Below are 20,747 nucleotides of genomic sequence, written 5' to 3' on the forward strand. Positions count from 1 at the left end.
ATTAACCCGGTTTATGGACATTCTCGCTTAGAAACTGGCAGTCCTGTTGTAGTGCTTGGTTCAGAAGGACTTGGTATTGCCGATTGTTGATGATGTAGGATCCGAAGCGTTCCAAATGGGGGTTGGTCATCTGGGCGTCGAATAGGATAAACTGCCGATCGCGCAAATGTTCTACAAGCTTGACCATCGCCACTTTTGAGCCTTCAGGAATGCGATAGAACATAGATTCACCAATGAAGGCTCCGCGAATCGCAATGCCTAAAATCCCCCCTGCTAGTTGATCGCCCTGCCAGGTCTCAAAACTGTGGGCCCAACCCGCTTGGTGCAATTTGTAATACACCTGTTTGAGTTCTTCAGAAATCCAGGTGGTTTCCCGATCGGCGCAACCCTCAACAACCTCCGTAAAGGCCCGATTGATTGCGACTGCAAAGCGATTTTGATTCAGTGCTCGTCGGAGGGATTTGGGATAGCGAAAGCGATCGTCGAGGGGAATCAGCGTGCGTTGCCGACTGACGTACCAGCCTAACTGATTATCATCATCTGCCATCAAAAAGTAGCCCTCTGCGTAGGCTTGCACGATCGAGGGCACATCAAGTTCCATGATTCAGCGAGGGGGGAATCTCAAACAATTACCTCCACAGTACAACATGCGTAAGTACAACATGCGTAAAGACAACAGGCACAAAGCAACCAGGCACAGATTGTTCTATTGCGGGAATGGCAATCCCGAACCCTCAGTTTGGAGAACACGTCAAAATGTGCGATCAATTGCGATCAATAATGTGCGATCAAACCGCTCGATCGTTGCAACCTTGTTACAAACCTCTAATTTCCCCACAGTCACAGATTGGCTAGTGTATAGTTTGGATTAGCTATCTGCTTGTGGATGGGTGGCACTACACCGCCGCCTGAAAGGAACAACCGTCCATGACTTATTGGGAAACAAATACCGATCGTGTCGAGCCCATTCCTTCGGTTACGCTGCACACAGCGACTCAGCCTGAACAGGAAGGCGAATGGCTGCGGCAAAAACTTCACCGTTGGTTAGATGAGCAGTTTATCCCAGAAGCGGTGAATGGGGAGATTGCCTATCGGGCTTCCCAAATCTTTGTGCGACAGCGGATGGAAGGCGAGAACGACTTAATTACGCTGACCCTCGCGCTGGTGACTGAATTAGAGAATTTCGATTTTTCTAAAAGTTTCTTTGGCAACTTTGCCGTCGCCAATGCTGTAAGCGAGTTGGTCATGGAAAGTTTAGGCGTCAGCGATCTGTGTTGCGGGCAATAGCAGCAACCTGTGTTGCGGGCAAGATCAGTCACCTGTGTTGCAGGCAATAGCCGGGTAATAGCAATGTAGTTTAGGCTGCGAACAGTAGTATCGCTAGTATGACCTGAGCTTACCAGCCCAAAGCATAAAAATTGGGCTCCAAGCTAGAGAGGACTGAACCTGCAACGACATCCTTTTCAACTTAGAACCCAAGTTTTTCAAACCTAACAATATTCAACCAACCAACTAGCCAGATTAACTACCAGCTAGACTTCACAACGCCAGGAAGTAGACCTTGGTGTGCCATTTCACGGAGAACGTGGCGAGACAGACCGAAATCACGGTAGTAAGCATGGGGACGACCCGTAGCCCAGCAACGGTTGTGCAGACGAATCTTTGCACTGTTGCGAGGCAGTTGCTGGATCTTGCGATGCACTTCCAGCTTCTCCATGGGATCTTCGATGCTTTCAAATTCTGCCTTCAGCGCAGCCCGCTTTTCAGCATATTTGGCAACCAGCTTTTCGCGCCTTTTTTCGCGCTCAATCATGCCTTTCTTAGCCATGAAACCTTTTGAACCGTTTTATACAGCGTTTCTGATTATATCGAACAATTCCCGATCTGTAACCTGCGATTTGTCAAACAATCTTGATAGAAAGGGGTGAGTCAGGGTCTCAATTCTGGCGTCCACCCTAGACTCAGCAAACCTGCCGATCGCCCCACTATTTGCCACGCTTTGCCAGTTCCTTTTGGCGATTCACCTTACCTGCCGAGGGACATAGATCGGCCAGTTCACAGGCTTCGCACAGGGGCTTGCGGGCATCACAAATGGCACGGCCATGATAAATCAGGTGGATCGAAGTATTTTCCCATTCCGGTTGGGGAAACAATTTCATCAAATCCCGCTCGATTTTGACGGCGTCTTGGTGCTTGGTGAAGCCTAACCGATTACTCAAACGCGTCACATGGGTATCCACCGTAAAGCCCAAATTGACCCCATAGCCTACCGCAGAGACGACATTCGCTGTTTTACGAGCCACCCCCGGTAAACGGGTTAGGGTTTCCATGGTGCGGGGCACTTCTCCTTCGAACTGCTCCAGAATCATCTGGCAGGCAGCGCGAATATTTTTCGCCTTATTCCGATAAAAGCCCGTCGATTTTACAAGCGCTTCCAACTCGTCTAAATCCGCCTCAGCGAAAGCTTGGGCGTTGGGGTAGCGTTTGAAAAGGGCAGGTGTGACTTTATTGACCCGTTCATCGGTACATTGCGCTGCCAACATGGTTGCAACCAAAAGCTGCAAGGGATTGTCAAAGTCCAACGAACAGGTCGCCCCAGGATATAGACGTTTCAAACGCACTAAAACCTCTAAGGCCCGTTGTTTTTTGGCCGGGAGACGAGTCCGATCGGTGGGAGGCGTCGCTTCAGCTTGCATGGTAGGTCGCTTTCATTGCAATCAAGACCCAAACTGTACCACAGAAGATTAACGGTTCTAGAAGGCTGATTCCTCAGAAAAATTAATGGCCCGATCGCCCATTTAATCCCAACGATCGAGCCATTGATTTACCCTAAAATCACTGCTGGATCCAGTTTGCAGTATCCCGGATAATCAGAAACACGCCAAGACCGAGGAGCAACACCAATCCGGTTTGCATAAAGCTCTCTTCGATCCGCTTAGGCACTGGTCTACCGGACAGCGCTTCAAAGAGAATAAAGACCAATTGCCCTCCGTCTAGTGCTGGCAGCGGCAGAATATTGATGACTGCCAGGTTAATACTGATCAGTGCGGCAAAGCCAAATAGGCGACGCGGATCATCCTGTGCTAACTGGGCACCCTGACGAACGATCGCAACAGGGCCAGCGACTTGATCGGCCACTTGACTGAATTTGCTGACCAACATGCCAAATCCAGCAATGGTTTGAGTGGTAATCCGATTAAACTCATCGGCGGCTAGGGTCAAAGATTCGATCGGATTGCTGGGCTTTTTGATCTCTACTTTTTCCAGCATGGGAAATAGGCCAATTCCCACCCGACCGACTTTCTTCTTTTGGTCGAGTTCGGGGGTAATTGCGATCGTCAGATTTTCCTGCTTGCGCTGCACCTGTAACTGCAATTCTTTGTTAGGGCTGGTTTCGATCGCTTGCCGTAGGCGATCGGGGGAATTGCTTGCTGCGGGAATCGGGGTTCCGTTGATCGCCAAGACAACATCTCCTGCCTTTAACCCAGCTTTTTCTGCCACGGAAGCCTGTTCCACCTTCGGCAACAGAACCCCAGGTTTAAAAATGGGCGTGGGAATTCCGACGGTTCCTGCCTGAGCGACCAAAACGGCATAGGCAAAAATCAGGTTGGCAATTACCCCAGCACTAATGACGATCGCCCGATCGAACACTGGACGATTCCGTAGCAGGTTCGGGTCATTGGGCGGAATTTCACTATCCGGATCATCATCGGGAAACCCTACAAACCCACCCAAGGGCAAGGCCCGGAGGGCATATTCTGTCTGTTTACCTTGGTATTTCCAGAGCACTGGGCCAAAGCCGATCGAAAATCGGTTGGCATAGATTCCTTGGAGCCGTGCCGCCAAAAAGTGGCCTAACTCATGCACAAAGATCAGCAAGGCGAGAATCAGAATGACCTGAAAAATTGGCATAGATTAAAGGGGAAATCTAGGACAGACAAAACTTGAGCAATCCAAAAAACAGCAATTCTGAACTAGTACATTGCTGTCAATGTTGCTTCATTGTAGATTGCTGGGCTCAAGACTATCAAACGATCGCGCAAACGATCGCAGGGAAAATGCTACGCTGCGATCGTTTGCGCGATCGGGGCATGCTGGTATACCCCCTAATCAAAAAAACTAGGGCTTAGCAGGCTGACTCACCGTGCCAGATGGGTTGGATTGAATGGGTTGAAGATTGACTGGGAAATTGGGCTGCTGGCCTTGGGCAATCTTTTGGGGCTGCTGAGCAATTTGCAGCGATTTCACCAAACTGGCCATGGCAAACTCCAATTCCTGCCCTGCATCCTGCGCTACCCAAGAGCCATCTTCAGTTTGTTGCCGTAGTTCAAAGTGTAGGTGGGGCCCTGTGGAGTTTCCGGTGCTTCCTACCCGCCCAATCACGGTTCCCTTTTGAATCACCTCACCGGGTTTGACAAAAATTTCTGATAGGTGAGCGTACAGGGTTTGTTGGCTGCCGTTGTTATGTTCTAAGGCCACGGTCAAACCATAGCCTCCTAGCAAGTCCGCCAACAGGACTCGCCCGGTTAACGCTGCCAAAACGGGGGTTCCCATGGGTGCGCCCAGATCCGTTCCGGTATGCATCCGCTGATCACCTGTGATTGGATGGATCCGCCAGCCAAAAATTGAGGTGATTTCGGTGGGAATGGCTAGGGGGAAAATCAAGCCTAGGTTGCGAATGGGAACCAGTTTGGAGAGTTTGAGGGTTTGATTGAAGTAGGGTTTAAGGGAGGGGGGCGTGAACTGGACTCCAGCGCTACCGAAACTCACAGGGCCTAACCGGACTGGAGCCGCACTCATACTTTCTGGCGTGGCGATCGCGTAGGTGGATGGTGCATTGGCTCCGATCGCGGCTTTCCCGGTGGTCGATCGCCCAGAACCTTGGGAGCCAGATACATCCGCTCCACCACAGACACTTCCGGCTGTCTTACCCCATTTCACGGATTGTTCGCAGCCTGAAGAGCGCTCGGAAAAAATGATGGCATCTGGCGCAATATAGGGGGCTTCGTTGGCTTGGCTGGGTGCTGTTTCCACGGGGGACGGCACAATTTCCACCTGCGGCACTATTGCTCTCTCAGCTTGGTGATCTTCTGCCAGCGGAGCCGCATCGATACTTGTGGAATCTTGACTCGCCGATGAGGGAGCTAAGGATACCTGGGGAGAGGGCTCCGGCAGTTCAATCTCGATCGGTAAATCATCCGCTTTCGCAGCCGTTGGTCTATCCGCTTGATTTCCAATAGACGCAGCCAGCTCGGTTGGTGCTTTTTCAGAAATCAGTAGTTTTAAAGGATCCGAGGTTTGGGCTTGGGCCACGGTGGAACCCAGCATGCTTAGGCTCCCCAAACAAAAGCCGATCGTTCGAATCAGCGAGGTTCGGCCATTGCAGTTAGGGGATGGGTTCATAGGGGGACGCTGGGTCATGCTTGTTTTTACTCCTCTACCACAGTGGCGGGTTACCACAAGGGCTCGGCCAAATGATTAAATGATTGGGATTATCGTTGTCCAGAATAGCCTAACTGCACCATTCCTGGGGAAAGGTATCGGTCTTGACTGGTCTCTGGGGCTTGACTGGAATTGGCATTAACGGCCTGTGGGAGTTCCATTTGGACTTCCATTAGAGGCATCTCTGCCTTAGACTGCAAGCGAACGTGAAGGTTCCCTTGGGCCGTCACCCCAACCACGATTCCCTGATGACTTTCCCAGGTGACAGTTTGCCCAAGGTTGACCAACAGATTTAGGTATCTAGGTAACATTGCTGTCACGCCATGGGCTTGCCAAGCGGCGTAGCCACCAAGCAGGCCCATGATGACGATCGCAGCCAAACTTTCCAAGGATTCTAAACCAGTAACGGGATTGGTGTGCAAGACATCCTGCAAACATATTCCTGGGGGAGGGGGAGAATTGCACCAGTTAATTCCGACCCCAACCACTGCCTGACGGATTTTTCCCTCTCGAAGACGAGTTTCTGTCAAAATTCCGCCGAGCTTCCGTCCTTGCAGAACCAGATCATTGAGCCACTTGACTTGTACGGGAACTTGCACGGGACTGTCTAGGGGAACCTGCTTAGAAACTTGCTCAGAAACCTGTAAGGCATCCGGCCCAGCAACTTTCTTCGCGTCAGTGGCCAATAAAACCGGAAACTCCCGCAGGGCAGTAGCAATCCCCCAGGTACTACAGAGTGTGAGTTGAGCGGCATCTTCTACAGGTAGATTAGGGGCTAGGGCGATCGAGAGATACAAGCCGCCCGTCTGAGAGTCCCACGATCGACCCCATTGCCCTTTTCCTGCGGTTTGGGTTTCTGCTAGGACGATCGTGCCCTCCGGTGCACCCTGGGCCAGCAATTCCCACAGCTTACGATTGGTTGAATCTAATTCTGTAAAGCAATGCAGCTTAAGGGATTGCAGCAAAGATGCAGATGCGAACCCATGGTTGATCTGACGCAATTGATCAAACGTTGTCTCAAATTGGGACTGATTAAAAGGCACAGGCTAAAGGGCTCAGGCTAGGCGAAATTTTCTTGCGGGGGGCGGGGCGTTAGGGTCCCTAGGGAAAACTGCCATCAACGCTACCATATTTGTGTTTATCCCAGATTGAACCCTAGACCTTACCCTACAGAACTTTAACTCTATGCATACCTGGCATTGGCAAACTTGGAATGACCTGCCCTACTTGACTTGCAGTTTGCTGGAACCGTGGCAGCACGGTTGGTTTACCCAGAAATTTGCCCCCAAGACGCCCTTTGAACTTACCGCCGAACTCTATCCCCAAGCGATCGCCTATCGTGCTAAGCAAGTTCACGGGGACACCGTTTTAGCCCCTGCGGAGATGCCCTCCCCCCTGCACGCTGATAATCTGCCCGATGGGGACGGGGTGATTTCCCAAGATTCTCACCAAGCCGTTTGGGTCTGCACCGCAGACTGTACCCCGGTACTCATTGGCGATGGGCAAACAGGACAGGTAGCCGCTGTCCATGCGGGTTGGCGCGGAACGGCTAAAAAAATTGTGCCCGTCGCGATCGAACGTTTACTCCAGCAAGGGAGTCAGTTAGCGGATTTGCGGGTTGCCATGGGGCCTGCGATCGCGGGTGAAGTCTACCAAGTGGATGCAGAGGTCGCTGTGCAAACGGCAGCCACCATTGCCCCCGAAACGGCTGAAATGGCTTTGGAGGAGGCGATCGAGTATTTGCAAGCTCTTGCTAATTCACCCGTTTTGCCCGATCCACAGGCGGGTAAGGTGCGTTTGAATGTGCGCCAAGTCAATGCTTTGCAATTGGAGCAATTGGGCCTAGCACCCGAACAAATTGCTATCTCACCTCACTGTACTTACCAGGATCCAGATAACTTTTTTTCCCACCGTCGGGCACCGCTCAGAAAAGCCCAGTGGGCTGGTATCGTTAGCCGCCGGACATCAATTCCTCGCACACAGGCAAGAGCGGGGTGCTGTCTGTGATACAGTGACCCCTACGGGTATCCCTTCAAACGTCATGTTTTGACAACCATCCCTTGCGGTTATACCCAGTGAATGCCTAGCTAATGATCGGTTATGACTTGATCGCCATACTTTTGCCGTAATGCCCCGATCGTGTAGGTGGGGTTGTGCAACTTTCATCGCTTCGTTTGTTTATCCAGTTTCTACCCAGTCGGTGAATTTCCATGTCTTTGTTTGATTGGTTTGCGAATCGGCGCAAAGAAAATCCTTCCTCCGAACCTCAGCAGGAAAGAGAGATCGCAGATGGCCTGTGGACGAAGTGTGAGTCCTGTGGTGCGTTGATGTATACCAAGGATTTGCGAACCAACCAAATGGTTTGCTTGGAATGTAACCATCACATGCGGGTGTACAGTGATGAGCGGATTCGGCAACTGATTGATGCTGATACCTGGACGGCGATCGATGAATTCGTGCACTCTGTGGATCCACTTGGTTTCCGCGATCGTAAACCCTACATCGATCGATTGCGGGAAATGCAGGAAAAAACTCAACTCGTCGATGCTGTGCAAACTGGGGTTGGACAACTGGAAGGCACTGCGATCGCCCTTGGAGTGATGGATTTCCGCTTTATGGGCGGCAGTATGGGATCTGTGGTGGGTGAAAAACTGACCCGTCTGATCGAACGGGGAACGCAACAACGCCTGCCTGTGATTATTGTCTGTGCCTCTGGAGGGGCCAGAATGCAGGAAGGTATGCTAAGCCTGATGCAAATGGCCAAGATTTCCGGTGCCCTAGAGCGTCACCGTGATCAACGCTTACTCTACATCCCGGTTCTCACCCATCCCACAGCCGGTGGGGTCACAGCCAGCTTTGCCATGCTAGGGGATGTCATTATTGCAGAACCCAAGGCGACGATCGCCTTTGCTGGACGACGGGTCGTTGAGCAAACCCTACGGGAAAAACTGCCCGACGACTTCCAAACTGCAGAATACCTGTTAGAGCACGGCTTTGTTGATTTAATCGTGCCGCGAACCCAACTCAAAAAAATGTTAGCCCAGTTGATTAGTCTTCATCAGCCTGCTCCGGCTCCTAGCGAGTTGATGCGCCATCATTTAGCCAGCGATCGGGCCGATGTGAAACCACTCAGTCATATTGAAGGGTAATTGAAGGGGCGTTGCTCGATCGTCCTTTGGGCTAAGCTCCTTTGGACTGACCTTCGATGAGCACGGGTGACGATTGCTGTCCCAAGGTTTGTTTTGGGCAAGACTGACCTGCGAGTTTTGCCTAAAATTTTCGCTGGGATCCATCCCAAAAAATGTTAATTTTAGCTTTTTGTTTCAGTTTGTAAAGGTAACTCTAAGATTGCCATCAGCGATTGTCCAATCCCGTGATATTGGTATTAAAAGACATTGTTGTGTTGTGAATCTGATCCGAGCCACTTCTGAAGGAGAACCATGCTTAAGAGATTCTTTTGGCTGGCCGTAACCGCCGTATTCTTTACTTTTCAATTCATCCAAGGGGCACAGGCAGCCGAGTTGGACGCAAAGATTCGGACAGTTCCCCTCAATTCCTCTGGGGATACTGTTACTCTAAGCCTCAAGCAGGTTTCCCAAGGGAAGCGGTTGTTCCAGTATGCCTGTGCCCAATGCCACGTTGGTGGAATTACCAAAACGGATCCCAACGTTGGGTTGGATCCTGAAGCATTGTCTTTGGCAACCCCCAACCGTAATAGTATTGAAGCCCTGATCGACTACATGAAAGATCCGACTTCCTATGATGGGACTGAGTCGATCTCGGAAGTTCACCCAAGCTTGAAGAGTGCGGATATCTTCCCCGAAATGCGCAACTTGACTGATGATGATCTGTTTGACATTGCAGGTCACATCCTGTTGCAACCCAAGGTTGTTGGCGATCGTTGGGGTGGCGGTAAGATCTACTTCTAGGAATTCAGGTAGGAATTCAGTAATAGGTTTAGGCATTCTTCAACTTAGCAACGATAGTGTTTTCGTCTAGACCGTTAAGTTGAAAGCTGTTGTTAGAGTCATCATTCAATAATTTGGGAGGAAAGTCGATTTTTGCAGATGCAGAGATCGGCTTTTCTTTCAATTTGAGGTCGATCGTTCACTGGTCAAGCTCAATTCCAGATCCATTTCATGATGCACTGTTCGTTTTTCCACCCCCTCTCCGAACTGTTTCAACAGTTCGATGCAAAAAACGATGTTGATAACATTCACAAATCGCTTACGACGCAATTGTCTGCTAGGTATTTTGCTGGCATTGATTTTGCCAGGAATCGTCCTATTTGCAACTCCAGCTCAAGCCGCTTTGGATCCCTATGTGGCGCAATATCTCAAGGTTCTGCCGAGTGGGGCTGCCAGTTTACCGATCGATAGTACTGGAGCCACCCGAGAAGTCACCTACTCAGAGTTGTTACAGGGTAAAACACTCTTTTCTCAAAATTGCCAAAGTTGCCACGTTGGCGGTTCCACTCTCGCCAATCCAGTCGTTTCTCTGGCATTGCCTGCTTTGCAAGCAGCTACACCACCTCGGGATACCGTGAATGCCTTAGTCACCTATATGCGCCATCCGCTTGCCTACGATGGCAGTGATGAAAACTTCTTTTGCCGGGAAGTAGGTGAAAATTGGCTATCCCAGGCAGAGGTGGAAAGTATTGCTGCATTTATTCTGCGTGCTGCTGAAGTTGCACCGGGTTGGGGCCGATCGCCCATGTAGCCGATCGCTTAGACAGGCGATCGCGCAGCCCAAAAAACTCGAAAAAACCTACGACAACTTGTCCTACGACAACCTGTCTAAGATATGATGGCCTATGGAACGGTTTTAGTATCCGAGGGATCGATAATGAAAGCTTTTGCTAAGGTTGGTCGTCAGCTTGTCGTTGCAGCAGTTGCAGTAGTCCTAGTTGTCGGCAGCTTCTTCTTCAGTGCTGCTTCCGCCGAAGCAGCCAACACGACGGTGAAGATGGGCACAACGAAAGGTTTAGTATTTGAACCAGCTGTTGTTAACATCAAACCTGGCGATACGGTGACTTGGGACGTCGGACAATTGCCTCCCCACAACGTGCAATTTGATAAAGTTCCTGGTGGAGACAGCGCACTGGCTGCGTCTCTGTCCCACAAGTCTTTAGAAGGCTCTGGAAAAACCTTTTCCGTGACTTTCCCTTCTGATGCACCTGCGGGTGAATACAGTTACTTCTGCATGCCTCACCGGGGCGCAGGCATGGTAGGTAAGGTTGTGGTCAACTAGTGATCAGCCCCCAAAGCATTAGGGTTTGGTTGCGCTAAGTCATTTGCCTCAAAAACTATTTCCCTGAAAAAGTCTTTGCGGTTGGATTCAGTTAACGTAAAGCACAACAAGAAACTGAAAGAGTTCTATAGGTGTTCAACTAGGAATTCGAGCAAGAAGGGAGATGCTAATCACAGCATCTCCCTTCTTTTTTGATCTGGCACCTTTTTGATCTGGCACCTGTTGGCTGGTACCGTTGCTAGAGTTGTATGGTGTGCAGATGACAGAGTAGTCGCCAGAGTTCTAGGCGGAATACACGAGTTGGTATAGTGGTTTTGTGGATTTTTTGGGTTGTGGGAGAAAGGCTGTGGGACTCTTGAAAAGACTGATCACGATCGTGTTTGCCCTGGGGTGTTTCAGTCTTGGTTGGCCGTTATCCACACCCGCCGTAATGGGTTCTCCTGCTCCATCGCCAAAACCATCCGTCAGCCCCACTCCCTCCGCAACACCTTCCCTCGGCCAAAAAATTTTCAATTCCAATTGCTCGGCCTGTCATATTGGCGGCAATAACGTGATTTTGGCTGAAAAAAATCTCCACCTCGATACCCTGCAAAAGTACGAGATGGATTCGATCGTGGCGATTAAGAACCAAGTCATCCACGGCAAAAATGCCATGCCTGCCTTTTCCGATAATTTAACCTTAGAGGAAATTGAGGCAGTGGCCCGTTATGTTCTTAGCCAAGCCGCCCAAGATTGGAAAGATAGCTCGATCGACCTCCAATCGCTACAGATGGCTAGCCCACGGGACAAGGATAAAGACAAGCCCAGTTCCGCTAAAAAAACCAACGGCGTTGGGTCTTAGGCATCGTCAATCCGTAGGTGCTGTGAAAATCTGTTTGAACCTTATGGGTCAAGCGTCGAGACACTTGGCGAATAATTTGATCGAGCAAGTGATCACCCGTAGCCTGAATTAATGACTTCGGCAAAGCTTGGATAAACTTGGGAAATTGAAGATGGACTGTCAGATCCAAATGCCATTGCACACGGGTCATTTTGGAGATTTTATCTAATTGGGCTTCATTGCCTTGGGAGCCATCGCCTAAGCTGCTCTCTGATCCATGGGCTTCGCTAGGATCGTGCTCCACTAACTCCATGGAAGCTTTGAAATCTACCTCATAGCCAGGAGCTAAAAAGCCCGGAACGGGGATGGTTTCGATGCGATAGACCCCTTCTTCCTGGGGCAATAGGTCAAGGCCAATTTTAGGCTCGATTTCATAACCCAGTGCACCGTAATGCCCAATCGTTAAAATATAGCCCGTATTGCCGATCGGATCCGCTTGCATGGGTTGGGCACAGCGACGAAACCACTCTGAATGTTTGTCCAAATAGCTAGCTACCATGGCTGCATCGGCATACATTTCCATGCAGTCCACAAAAATCGTGTGAAATTTGGTAGTTGGCTCAATGGTTGGCTCGGCCACAATATCGACAAAGGAATCAAAGGTGCGATCATTCGGCTGGGCTTGCATAATCAGTTCCGCTCAGGACACATTGTCGGGGCAGCAACAAGATTCTCCTAGACGCGATCGATCAATTAAATTTCGATCGTCTGAGGTGACTTCTTGGAGGGTCACTCATGACATCTAGAATTGCATGACGCCAGTTATGCACTTTGTAAGCAACATAACCAGTGGGTCTCAACTATCCTAGCGGCTGCCTTACCGGGTACGCTACCAGCATAACTTGGTGAATTCCGCAACGAAGGTGGAGAAATCACCGAAAAACAACCTCAAGAATTCCTGCGGTATCTTGGAAATCGGTGAGATTGCCATACTAAATCAAGATCGCCATCTTAGCAGAGGAAATTAGTTAGAGGGACAGGTATGAAGGCATTTGTGGCAGGGGCTACAGGAGAAACCGGGCGACGCATTGTACAGCAATTGGTCGATCGCGGCATTCCTGTGCGGGCATTGGTGCGAGATGTGGAAAAGGCGAAAACAATATTGCCTGCTTCGGTAGAAGTGGTGACAGGGGATGTGCTGCAAGCGGGGTCATTAGCAGCGGCGATCGGAGATGCCACGGCGATTTTTTGTGCGACAGGGGCACGGCCAAGTTTGGATCCGACTCAGCCTTACTTAGTAGATTTTGAAGGCACTAAAAATTTAGTCAATGCTGCTAAATCCCAAGGAGTTGAGCATTTCGTTCTGGTTACCTCCCTGTGCGTGTCTAAGCTTTTGCATCCGTTAAATTTATTCTGGGCTATTCTCGTTTGGAAAAAATGGGCTGAGGAATACCTGCAGCGCAGCGGCTTGGTCTACACGATCGTGCGTCCCGGTGGGCTAAAAAACGAAGACAATAGCGATGCAATTGTGATGTCCAATGCCGATACGTTGTTCGAAGGGAGTATTCCCCGCACCAAGGTAGCCCAGGTCTGTGTAGAAGCTGCTCTGGCTACGGAAGCTAAGAATAAAGTTGTGGAAATTGTGGCAAAACCCGATGCACCGCACAAGTCCTTCGGAGAATTGTTCAGTGCGATCGGGTAATCCCCAATGGCCCAGCCTGGTTCTAAACGGCCTTTAGATCAAAAAGCGATCGAGGGCTGCTTTTAGTTCGTCAATCTCGGTTTCAATATCCCCTTCCTTGGCTGCACGGGCAATGCACTCCGTCAAATGTTCATCCAGAATGATCCGACCGACTCGATCGAGGGCACCCCGTACTGCTGCAATTTGTACCAGTACATCTGGACAAGAGCGATTTTCTTGCAGCATGGTCTTGATACCCCGAATATGCCCCTCAATGCGAGATAAACGATTAACTAACCTTCGGGTTGATTCTTCGCTATGAATGTGGCTGTGGGGATGGATAGGGCTGTGGGAATGGTCAGAGTTATGGGCGGGGGGACTAGGATGATGAACGTGGGGGGGAGGCAGTAATGAATCGTGAGAAGAAGAACGGTCAGTTTGGGTCATCGATCCTTGGAAGTTGGCTGGATTTATCCTCTTAGTGTAGTGCGATCGTCTGAGCATAGGCTGTGTTCATCCCATGGGTGAGGCGATCGTGCCTGCTGGCCAATTCCGGTGGGATTCAGCCTTCAAAAATGCGTATAGAAATAATGCCTATAAAAAATAATGCTTATAAAAAAACCTCTGGCTTCGTCACACCATGCACGATCGCAGAGGTTATTGAATGCAGTGTTTTCCAAAAGTTACCAAGTGACTAACCTGGTCAGGGCGCATTCTAACGTGATTCCCCACCCACGAGCTTCATCAGTAGTGCACTTTTTGAAAATGCTTTTCCAGACGGGCGATCTCGTTTCATGAATTGCGTATCCTTAATCGTGCGTATTGATCGCAATATATTGATCATGAGCTAACCAAACCAGATGCAGGAATCGTTTAACGATCGATGGGAGGTTTACTGGAAGGTGAAGAAAGTTGGGCCGCCGGGGATTTGCCCTGCATTTCCTGCCAGTAAAAATAGCCATTCCAGCCTGCTGCGGCAATAAACAACAGCAACGATAGCCAATAACCGATCTCATAGGTTGTACCAATCATATTTTCTAGACCGATGTTGGCACCGTTACCGTTACCTGACTTTTTCAGTTGCTCCGTTAGGCCACCGTCAATTCCCAACTTAAGAAACAGTAAGAGCACGGCTCCCAAGCCTCCGATCGCGGTTTGAACCAAGAGTTGCTGCTGGATCGCCACAAAGCCAACGGCCACACCCGCACAGGCCACAGCAAAAACCACCCCAGCTAAGGCATTGCCTGGAACCGACTCTCCCTTCTTCGTGGCCCGACTTGTTGAGGGGGAATTGGGTTGAGAAGGATTCGTTGTGCTGAGGGCATCCCAATTCGGGGTGGTAATTTTTTTCCCAGTGGCCACCTCGAACCCCGTCATCTTCACTAAAGGAATTTCCTGCCCTGGGCCTTTACAGGAAATTGTGACAAACGGCATGAAAAAGCAGATTAAAACAAGTGCAAAGAGAGCCGGAGAGACTTTGGTCAGTGGGTTTTTGAGGGCCATAAAATCTTGGGTTCCATTTCTAGGCTTCAAGGTGAAGACTTTTGATTAATTTGCCTCGATCTTACGGGTTCTGAACAGAAAGCCAGAAAAGTTTATGTCATCTGGGCGCGGTTCAACCCATGCGATTGACTTTTGTTGAATCGAACCATCTGTCAAGAACAATCTCTAACAATGCGCTTTAATCATGAGATTTAGTAACAAGGTTGAATAACAGGACTAAAAGTGAGTTTTCCGAACTACCCGATACTCTATGAACCTGCCAGAATGGGCATATGGTTGGGGTCGATCGCGGTATGGTCGATTGCGTTATGGTCGCTCGAGGTAGGCTTGATCGGCTGTGTCGATTCAGGCTTTCGATCTCTGTGTCGATTCGATCTCTGTGTCGATAAGTGTCTAAGATATCTATGCAATTCGTAAAGTCCCATCGGTTACTGCGTACCGTTCGATCTCTGCTTTTAGTGAGCTTAGTATGGTTCTCTTCCCTAGGGGGATGGATCCTGCCAGCTCAAGCAGCTTCAGACTTAGCAATCTCCCGCTCTGATAGTGAGATTGCCTCTGAACGGACTGCAACTAGCCAGAGTGCGCCTGATAAGTCGATCACTAATCCGTCGATCACGCAGTCAGAACCCAGCTTACGGGAACCTAAACCGATCGAACGAGGGAGCTTTGTAGCAGCAGCCGTGCGGCGTGTGGGCAATGCTGTGGTTCGCATTGACACTGAAAAAACGATTACCCGTCGGGCTATTCCGGATCCCATGTTTGAAGATCCCTTTTTTCGGCGCTTTTTTGGGGACGAGCTATTAGCCCCTCGGGAAGAATTATTGCGGGGTCAAGGTTCGGGTTTCCTGATTGATAAGTCTGGCGTGATCCTGACCAATTCCCACGTTGTCAATGGCGCAGATAAGGTAACGGTGACCCTGAAGGATGGTCGCAAATTGGAAGGTCGGGTTAAAGGCGTTGATCCCGTCACCGATTTAGCCGTTGTCAAAATTGAAGGGGGCAATCTACCGGTCGCTCCCTTAGGTGATTCTGGTGAAATTCAAGTGGGTGATTGGGCGATCGCGGTGGGCAATCCCCTAGGTTTAGATAATACGGTGACTCTGGGGATCGTCAGTACACTCAAACGCTCGAGCGCCCAAGTGGGCATGACGGACAAGCGACTGGAGTTTATTCAAACCGATGCGGCGATTAACCCAGGCAACTCCGGTGGCCCCTTGGTCAACGATCGGGGCGAAGTGATTGGGATTAATACCGCCATTCGTGCAGATGCCATGGGGATTGGGTTTGCGATTCCTATCAACAAAGCGAAGGAATTGAAAGACCAACTAGCGCGGGGTGAAAAGATTCGTCACCCCTATCTAGGGGTTCAAATGACGACCCTGACGCCAGAACTGGCGCGGAAAAACAATGATGATCCCAATGCTGTTTTCTTGGTTCCGGAAGTTAACGGTGTGATTGTTGTGAAAGTGATGCCTGGAACCCCTGCTGCCAAAGCGGGTATCCGTCGAGGGGATGTGATTACTGCGATCGATGGGCAGCCTGTGCGATCGGCTGAAAATCTGCAAGAAATGGTCGAAAATAGCCGCTTAGGGCAATCTCTCAAGGTGGAGATTCAGCGAGGCAACCAAACTCAACAGCTTACTGTCAAGACCGGAGAATTGCAGGAAACAGCCTAAGCCTGACCTGTCCCCGATTCTGTCCAGACTGACTGGCGCAACAGGTCTGCTTTCTGCGTAATATAAATGAATGCCCTTACCGTTATGGCTGGGGCATTTTTGTTTTTAATTTTTTGACTAGGTCTCGTGTTGCATCCCCAAGTCAGTGGCTCTGAGGGAGACTGAACCTGTTGATTGCCTGTTAGTTGGATGACCTGAGAATTTGATTGCCGGCTGAGATTGCTGGTTCAGATTGCGATTGCCTGTTAGCTGGTTTGTTAATCTGTTGATTTTGAGTGTGAATGCAGTCTACCGAGGTGGGGAATGGGTAGCTTAAGTGGTTTAAAAGGTCGGGATATTTTGAGTTTGGCGGATCTCAGTCCAGTCGAGATTCAGGCTGTGGTCAATCTCGCGATCGCGCTAAAGACGGGAACGATCAATCCTCGTTTCCAAGGAAAAATTCCCACCCTAGGTCTGCTGTTTTACAAAGCCTCAACCCGAACGCGCGTCAGCTTTTCCACTGCGATGTTTCAACTGGGTGGGCAGGTCTTGGATCTGAATGTGAATGTGACGCAAATTGGCCGAGGCGAACCCCTAGAAGATACGGCGCGGGTTCTCGATCGCTACCTTGATGCGATTGCCATTCGAACCTTTGCCCAAGCCGATCTCGATATTTTCGCCCGGTATGCCAATATTCCCATCATTAATGCGCTGACGGATCTAGAACATCCCTGTCAGATCTTGGCGGATTTGCAAACCATTCAGGAAGCCTTTGGCACGTTATCTGGTCTGACGCTGACCTATCTGGGGGATGGCAACAATGTGGCCCATTCTCTTTTATTAGGCTGCGCTTCTGTGGGCATGAATATTCGGATTGCGACCCCGGCGGACTATCAACCTGCTCCAGAAATTGTCCAACGAGCAGAGGCTCTGGCAGCGGGGCGATCGAAGGTTGTATTGACCCAAGACCCGATCGCCGCAGTCACAGGTGCCCATGTCCTCTACACCGATGTCTGGGCCAGTATGGGACAAGAAGCTGAGGCTGACTCGCGAATTCCTATTTTTCAGCCGTTCCAGATCAATGAGGCGCTGTTGAAGCAAGCGGATCCCAGCGCGATCGTCCTACACTGCCTACCGGCCCACCGGGGGGAAGAAATTACCCACGAAGTCATGGAAGGCCCCCAATCTCGGTTGTGGGATCAGGCGGAAAATCGGATGCATGCTCAAAAGGCATTGTTGGCTAGCCTATTTGGGTTGGTCTAGTTTGGGGCAGTGTAGGGAACCCTGATCTGGAAGCTGTTTGCAGTCCCGTGAACTGCCGTCAAGGCCCATCTCAACTGAGTTTGCTCTCAATTAGGATCTTCATGGAGAGATCTCGCCCAGTGAGTCAATCCTGACAGGTTCGTGCGATAGCGGTTCGCAAGATTGCGAGCAAATTGTCTTGGACAGCTTGTTCTCGACGGTTTGTCTAAGTTGCGCGTTCGCAGGGCGGTGCTGAATAATCTCCAACATCATTGGAGGGGGACTGAGGGGGGATCAAGTGGCATTGTCCCTAGGAAATTTACAAACTTCATTCCTATGCTCGTTGAGAGCGATGGTGTCAATCCGTTATCAGTTTGTCTATCTATTTTTTTCAGTGGCTTGTTTCAGTGGCTTGTTTCAGTGGCTTGTTTCAGTGGCTGGATATCTCGCTGAGATGTCTGTGGGAAAGTTCTCTGAATTTATCTAAATGACTTTATTTTATGATGAACCTCGGTTTGGATACTCAGAATCACCGTCGCTTTGAATTACCAGGGGCACGGCCCCAATACACGCCCGATCGGCCTGGGCAAGTTCACCACATCTTTTTAGACTTGGTCTTGGATCTGGCTCAACGCAGTTGTTATGGGCTGTGCAAAATTAAATTGGTGCCTATTCGCAGCGGTCTGACCGGGCTGACTCTGGATGCAGTCGATTTGCAAATTCAGTCTGTGCAGGTGGATGGCAAGACTCAATCTTTTGAATACGACGGTAAACAAATCCAGATTCAGCTGCATCCGGAAACACAGGCTGAAACGCCGATCGAGCTAGAAATCCACTACGCCTTGCAAAACCCTCAGCGGGGGCTGTATTTTGTCGCACCGAATGACTCCTATCCCCATAAACCTGTGCAGGCTTGGACCCAGGGTGAAGATGAGGATTCCCGCTATTGGTTTCCCTGTTTTGATTATCCCGGCCAACTCGCCAGTTCAGAAATACGAGTTGAAGTGCCTAAACCCTATCGGGTGGTTTCCAATGGAGAATTAATTTCTATTGAGGAAAAACAAGCAACGAAGGTTTACCACTGGCTACAGCAGGAAATTCATCCCACCTATCTCATGGCGATCGCGGTGGGAGATTTTGCTGAACTGCGGGCTGAATGGCAAGGCAAACCGGTGACCTATTATGTGGAAAAGGGGCAAGAATCCGCAGCACGGTTGACCATGGGCAAAACGCCGGAAATGCTGGAATTCTTTAGCCAAACCTACGGCTATCCCTACCCATACAGCAAATACGCCCAGGTTTGCGTAGATGACTATATTTTTGGTGGCATGGAAAACACCTCCATGACCCTGCTAACCGATCGCTGCTTGTTGGATGAACGGGCTGCGATCGATAATTTCTACAGTGAAACCTTAGTTGCCCATGAACTGGCTCACCAATGGTTTGGCGATCTGGCGGTTATTAAACATTGGTCCCATGCCTGGATTAAAGAGGGAATGGCGTCCTATGCGGAGGTGCTTTGGCTTGGCCACGCCTATGGAGATGACGTAGGACGCTACTATCTTCTGGGGCAAGCGGCGGAATATCTTGACGAGGATGCTTCCCGCTATCGGCGACCGCTGGTGACCCATGTCTATCGAGAAGCGATCGAACTCTACGATCGCCACATTTATGAAAAAGGCTCCTGTGTCTATCACATGATTCGGGCCGAGTTGGGCGATGCGTTGTTTTGCAAGACGATCGCGACCTTCTTGCAAGACCATGCCCACCGCACTGTGGAAACGGTAGATCTCTTGCGGGCGATCGAAAAAGCTACGGGGCGTAATCTGCTGTTCCTGTTTGACCAATATGTCTATCGCGGCGGTCACCCAGACTATAAAGTGACCTATAGCTGGGATGGCGATAGCAACCTCGCTAAATTGACAGTTCTCCAAACACAGGTCAGCGAGGGGGAAACCGACGGCTTATTTGATCTGAAAATTCCGATCGGGTTTGGCTGGCAGAAGGGCGCGCGCCAAGATTTCACGCATCAAACATTCCCCCAAACATTCACAGTCCGGATTCAGGAACGGGAACAAAGTTTCTATTTCCCATTGGCGAAAAAACCAGATTTTGTGCGCTTTGATGTTGGAAACGCTTTCCTAAAAACGGTGCAACTGGACTATCCGTTGCCAGAACTGAAAGCGCAACTCCAACACGATCCCGATCCGATCTCCCGGATTTATGCGGCGCGATCGCTGGGCAAAAAAGAGGGTCTGGAAGCGGTCAAAGCCCTCGCCACTGCCCTGACTGAGGATCCCTTCTGGGGAGTTCGGGTCGAGGTTGCTCGTAGCCTCGGCTACATCAATCTCGATCAGGTGGTCGATGCCTTAGTTCCTGGCTTGCAGGATCCCGTTGCTCAAGTTCGTAAAGCTGTCATCGAAACTCTGGCACAGGTCAAAACTCCGGCTACTTACCAAATTCTGAAGTCCTGTGTTGCTGCTGGGGATGCCAGCTATTACACGGAAGCGGCTGCGATCGCGAGTTTGGGGACGATCGCGGCCTCCGGTTTCGCCGATGCGCCTCCAGAAGGAGAGGTATTAGACCTGTTACGATCGGTGCTGACAACGCGCCAAGGGTGGAATGATGTGGTGCCAATTGGAGCCGTCCAAGCCCTGAGTCGCATGAAACAATCTGCTGCGGCCCTCGATCTTTTGCTGGAGTGTACCGCCTTAGGGGTTTCCCAATCCCTGCGCTTGGCCGCAATTCGCGCTTTGGGTGCAATTTCCCTCGGCCAAACTAGCGCGAATGTGGATCGCATTCTCGATCGCCTTCAGGACATTCTTCGCGAATCGTTTTTCCTGACCCGAGGGGCTGTAATTGTGGCCTTGGAACAAATGCAGACACTTCGCGCGATCGGCATTCTCCAAGGTCTGTTGCAACAAACGGCAGACGGTCGGCTACGCCGCATGGCGGAAGAAGCCATCCAAGCTGTGCAGGAACGAGTGGGTACCGATCCATCGGTGAAACAACTGCGAGATGACCTCGAGCAAATCAAACGGGAAAATCAAGACCTCAAAAGTCGCCTCGCTGCCCTGGAGGCCAAAAACACGCCAGTTGCTGCGCCGCAAGCAGATTAATCGGCACAGGAAAATTCGATGGGCTCGTGATGATG

20 protein-coding genes are annotated in these 20,747 nt (G+C 50.3%); 11 read left to right on the plus strand and 9 right to left on the minus strand.

What is annotated here, in order from left to right; all coding sequences use genetic code 11:
* Position 1 precedes the first annotated feature (1 nt).
* Complete coding sequence (gene aat, locus ACN4EG_RS02180; protein ID WP_431627511.1) at positions 2–601, minus strand: leucyl/phenylalanyl-tRNA--protein transferase; 600 nt, start codon at positions 599–601, stop codon at positions 2–4.
* Positions 602–927: 326 nt separating this feature from the next.
* On the opposite strand from aat, the gene ACN4EG_RS02185 reads away from it, so the two are divergent.
* Positions 928–1,287, plus strand: a complete 360-nt coding sequence (locus ACN4EG_RS02185) for a hypothetical protein (RefSeq protein WP_431627512.1) — start codon at positions 928–930, stop codon at positions 1,285–1,287.
* A gap of 238 nt (positions 1,288–1,525) precedes the next feature.
* On the opposite strand, the gene rpsN is transcribed toward ACN4EG_RS02185, so the two are convergent.
* The 5 genes from rpsN to ACN4EG_RS02210 form a co-directional block, all read right to left on the minus strand.
* Complete coding sequence (rpsN, locus tag ACN4EG_RS02190; protein WP_190569872.1) at positions 1,526–1,828, minus strand: 30S ribosomal protein S14; 303 nt, start codon at positions 1,826–1,828, stop codon at positions 1,526–1,528.
* 157 nt (positions 1,829–1,985) lie between these two features.
* Entirely contained in the window at positions 1,986–2,696 is a 711-nt protein-coding gene (gene nth, locus ACN4EG_RS02195) for an endonuclease III (RefSeq protein ID WP_431627513.1), read from the minus strand.
* Between the two features lie 139 nt (positions 2,697–2,835).
* Entirely contained in the window at positions 2,836–3,912 is a 1,077-nt protein-coding gene (gene rseP, locus ACN4EG_RS02200; RefSeq protein WP_431627515.1) for an RIP metalloprotease RseP, read from the minus strand.
* 207 nt (positions 3,913–4,119) lie between these two features.
* The gene (locus ACN4EG_RS02205) at positions 4,120–5,421 is read right to left on the minus strand and encodes a M23 family metallopeptidase (protein ID WP_431627516.1); all 1,302 of its coding nucleotides are present in this window, start codon (positions 5,419–5,421) and stop codon (positions 4,120–4,122) included.
* Between the two features lie 71 nt (positions 5,422–5,492).
* Positions 5,493–6,485 (minus strand): biotin--[acetyl-CoA-carboxylase] ligase, encoded by a 993-nt coding sequence (locus ACN4EG_RS02210; protein ID WP_431627517.1) that lies wholly within the window; start codon positions 6,483–6,485, stop codon positions 5,493–5,495.
* Between the two features lie 142 nt (positions 6,486–6,627).
* On the opposite strand from ACN4EG_RS02210, the gene pgeF reads away from it, so the two are divergent.
* The 6 genes from pgeF (at position 6,628) to ACN4EG_RS02240 (ending at position 11,533) form a co-directional block, all read left to right on the plus strand.
* Positions 6,628–7,449: a peptidoglycan editing factor PgeF gene (gene pgeF, locus ACN4EG_RS02215; protein ID WP_431627518.1), complete on the plus strand. Its 822-nt coding sequence runs from the start codon at positions 6,628–6,630 to the stop codon at positions 7,447–7,449.
* Between the two features lie 203 nt (positions 7,450–7,652).
* Entirely contained in the window at positions 7,653–8,591 is a 939-nt protein-coding gene (gene accD / locus ACN4EG_RS02220) for an acetyl-CoA carboxylase, carboxyltransferase subunit beta (protein ID WP_431627519.1), read from the plus strand.
* Between the two features lie 291 nt (positions 8,592–8,882).
* Positions 8,883–9,371 (plus strand): photosystem II cytochrome c-550, encoded by a 489-nt coding sequence (psbV, locus tag ACN4EG_RS02225; RefSeq protein ID WP_431627520.1) that lies wholly within the window; start codon positions 8,883–8,885, stop codon positions 9,369–9,371.
* A 274-nt stretch (positions 9,372–9,645) separates the two neighbouring features.
* The gene (gene psbV2 / locus ACN4EG_RS02230; RefSeq protein ID WP_431627521.1) at positions 9,646–10,161 is read left to right on the plus strand and encodes a photosystem II cytochrome PsbV2; all 516 of its coding nucleotides are present in this window, start codon (positions 9,646–9,648) and stop codon (positions 10,159–10,161) included.
* A 126-nt stretch (positions 10,162–10,287) separates the two neighbouring features.
* A complete protein-coding gene (petE, locus tag ACN4EG_RS02235; protein ID WP_431627522.1) occupies positions 10,288–10,692 on the plus strand; it encodes a plastocyanin in 405 nt (134 codons plus the stop codon).
* Between the two features lie 346 nt (positions 10,693–11,038).
* The gene (locus ACN4EG_RS02240; RefSeq protein ID WP_431627523.1) at positions 11,039–11,533 is read left to right on the plus strand and encodes a c-type cytochrome; all 495 of its coding nucleotides are present in this window, start codon (positions 11,039–11,041) and stop codon (positions 11,531–11,533) included.
* Here the strand turns inward: ACN4EG_RS02240 and ACN4EG_RS02245 are convergent.
* Positions 11,505–12,200: a DUF1997 domain-containing protein gene (locus tag ACN4EG_RS02245; RefSeq protein WP_431627524.1), complete on the minus strand. Its 696-nt coding sequence runs from the start codon at positions 12,198–12,200 to the stop codon at positions 11,505–11,507. The genes ACN4EG_RS02240 and ACN4EG_RS02245 overlap by 29 nt on opposite strands.
* Positions 12,201–12,554: 354 nt before the next feature.
* Between ACN4EG_RS02245 and ACN4EG_RS02250 the strand changes: the two genes are divergently transcribed.
* Positions 12,555–13,214: an NAD(P)H-binding protein gene (locus ACN4EG_RS02250; RefSeq protein ID WP_431627525.1), complete on the plus strand. Its 660-nt coding sequence runs from the start codon at positions 12,555–12,557 to the stop codon at positions 13,212–13,214.
* 33 nt (positions 13,215–13,247) lie between these two features.
* Here ACN4EG_RS02250 and ACN4EG_RS02255 read toward each other — a convergent pair whose 3' ends face one another.
* Entirely contained in the window at positions 13,248–13,697 is a 450-nt protein-coding gene (locus ACN4EG_RS02255) for a metal-sensing transcriptional repressor (RefSeq protein ID WP_431627526.1), read from the minus strand.
* A 369-nt stretch (positions 13,698–14,066) separates the two neighbouring features.
* Entirely contained in the window at positions 14,067–14,696 is a 630-nt protein-coding gene (locus tag ACN4EG_RS02260) for a hypothetical protein (RefSeq protein WP_431627527.1), read from the minus strand.
* Between the two features lie 404 nt (positions 14,697–15,100).
* Here ACN4EG_RS02260 and ACN4EG_RS02265 point away from each other — a divergent pair, with 404 nt between their 5' ends.
* The 3 genes from ACN4EG_RS02265 (at position 15,101) to ACN4EG_RS02275 (ending at position 20,712) form a co-directional block, all read left to right on the plus strand.
* The gene (locus ACN4EG_RS02265) at positions 15,101–16,372 is read left to right on the plus strand and encodes an HhoA/HhoB/HtrA family serine endopeptidase (protein ID WP_431627528.1); all 1,272 of its coding nucleotides are present in this window, start codon (positions 15,101–15,103) and stop codon (positions 16,370–16,372) included.
* Between the two features lie 303 nt (positions 16,373–16,675).
* Entirely contained in the window at positions 16,676–17,614 is a 939-nt protein-coding gene (gene argF, locus ACN4EG_RS02270; RefSeq protein WP_431627529.1) for an ornithine carbamoyltransferase, read from the plus strand.
* Positions 17,615–18,093: 479 nt separating this feature from the next.
* Entirely contained in the window at positions 18,094–20,712 is a 2,619-nt protein-coding gene (locus ACN4EG_RS02275; RefSeq protein ID WP_431627530.1) for a M1 family aminopeptidase, read from the plus strand.
* Positions 20,713–20,747: the final 35 nt, after the last annotated feature.

This window comes from Alkalinema pantanalense CENA528, from assembly GCF_050753345.1.
GTDB lineage: Bacteria > Cyanobacteriota > Cyanobacteriia > Leptolyngbyales > Leptolyngbyaceae > Alkalinema > Alkalinema pantanalense.

What these genes read in the sequence shown, in the direction of transcription:
- aat (WP_431627511.1), bottom strand. Translation starts at nt 601, where the DNA reads ATGGAACTTGATGTGCCCTCGATCGTGCAAGCCTACGCAGAGGGCTAC.
- ACN4EG_RS02185 (WP_431627512.1), top strand. Translation starts at nt 928, where the DNA reads ATGACTTATTGGGAAACAAATACCGATCGTGTCGAGCCCATTCCTTCG.
- rpsN (WP_190569872.1), bottom strand. Translation starts at nt 1,828, where the DNA reads ATGGCTAAGAAAGGCATGATTGAGCGCGAAAAAAGGCGCGAAAAGCTG.
- nth (WP_431627513.1), bottom strand. Translation starts at nt 2,696, where the DNA reads ATGCAAGCTGAAGCGACGCCTCCCACCGATCGGACTCGTCTCCCGGCC.
- rseP (WP_431627515.1), bottom strand. Translation starts at nt 3,912, where the DNA reads ATGCCAATTTTTCAGGTCATTCTGATTCTCGCCTTGCTGATCTTTGTG.
- ACN4EG_RS02205 (WP_431627516.1), bottom strand. Translation starts at nt 5,421, where the DNA reads ATGACCCAGCGTCCCCCTATGAACCCATCCCCTAACTGCAATGGCCGA.
- pgeF (WP_431627518.1), top strand. Translation starts at nt 6,628, where the DNA reads ATGCATACCTGGCATTGGCAAACTTGGAATGACCTGCCCTACTTGACT.
- accD (WP_431627519.1), top strand. Translation starts at nt 7,653, where the DNA reads ATGTCTTTGTTTGATTGGTTTGCGAATCGGCGCAAAGAAAATCCTTCC.
- psbV (WP_431627520.1), top strand. Translation starts at nt 8,883, where the DNA reads ATGCTTAAGAGATTCTTTTGGCTGGCCGTAACCGCCGTATTCTTTACT.
- psbV2 (WP_431627521.1), top strand. Translation starts at nt 9,646, where the DNA reads ATGTTGATAACATTCACAAATCGCTTACGACGCAATTGTCTGCTAGGT.
- petE (WP_431627522.1), top strand. Translation starts at nt 10,288, where the DNA reads ATGAAAGCTTTTGCTAAGGTTGGTCGTCAGCTTGTCGTTGCAGCAGTT.
- ACN4EG_RS02245 (WP_431627524.1), bottom strand. Translation starts at nt 12,200, where the DNA reads ATGCAAGCCCAGCCGAATGATCGCACCTTTGATTCCTTTGTCGATATT.
- ACN4EG_RS02250 (WP_431627525.1), top strand. Translation starts at nt 12,555, where the DNA reads ATGAAGGCATTTGTGGCAGGGGCTACAGGAGAAACCGGGCGACGCATT.
- ACN4EG_RS02255 (WP_431627526.1), bottom strand. Translation starts at nt 13,697, where the DNA reads ATGCTCAGACGATCGCACTACACTAAGAGGATAAATCCAGCCAACTTC.
- ACN4EG_RS02260 (WP_431627527.1), bottom strand. Translation starts at nt 14,696, where the DNA reads ATGGCCCTCAAAAACCCACTGACCAAAGTCTCTCCGGCTCTCTTTGCA.
- ACN4EG_RS02265 (WP_431627528.1), top strand. Translation starts at nt 15,101, where the DNA reads ATGCAATTCGTAAAGTCCCATCGGTTACTGCGTACCGTTCGATCTCTG.
- argF (WP_431627529.1), top strand. Translation starts at nt 16,676, where the DNA reads ATGGGTAGCTTAAGTGGTTTAAAAGGTCGGGATATTTTGAGTTTGGCG.
- ACN4EG_RS02275 (WP_431627530.1), top strand. Translation starts at nt 18,094, where the DNA reads ATGATGAACCTCGGTTTGGATACTCAGAATCACCGTCGCTTTGAATTA.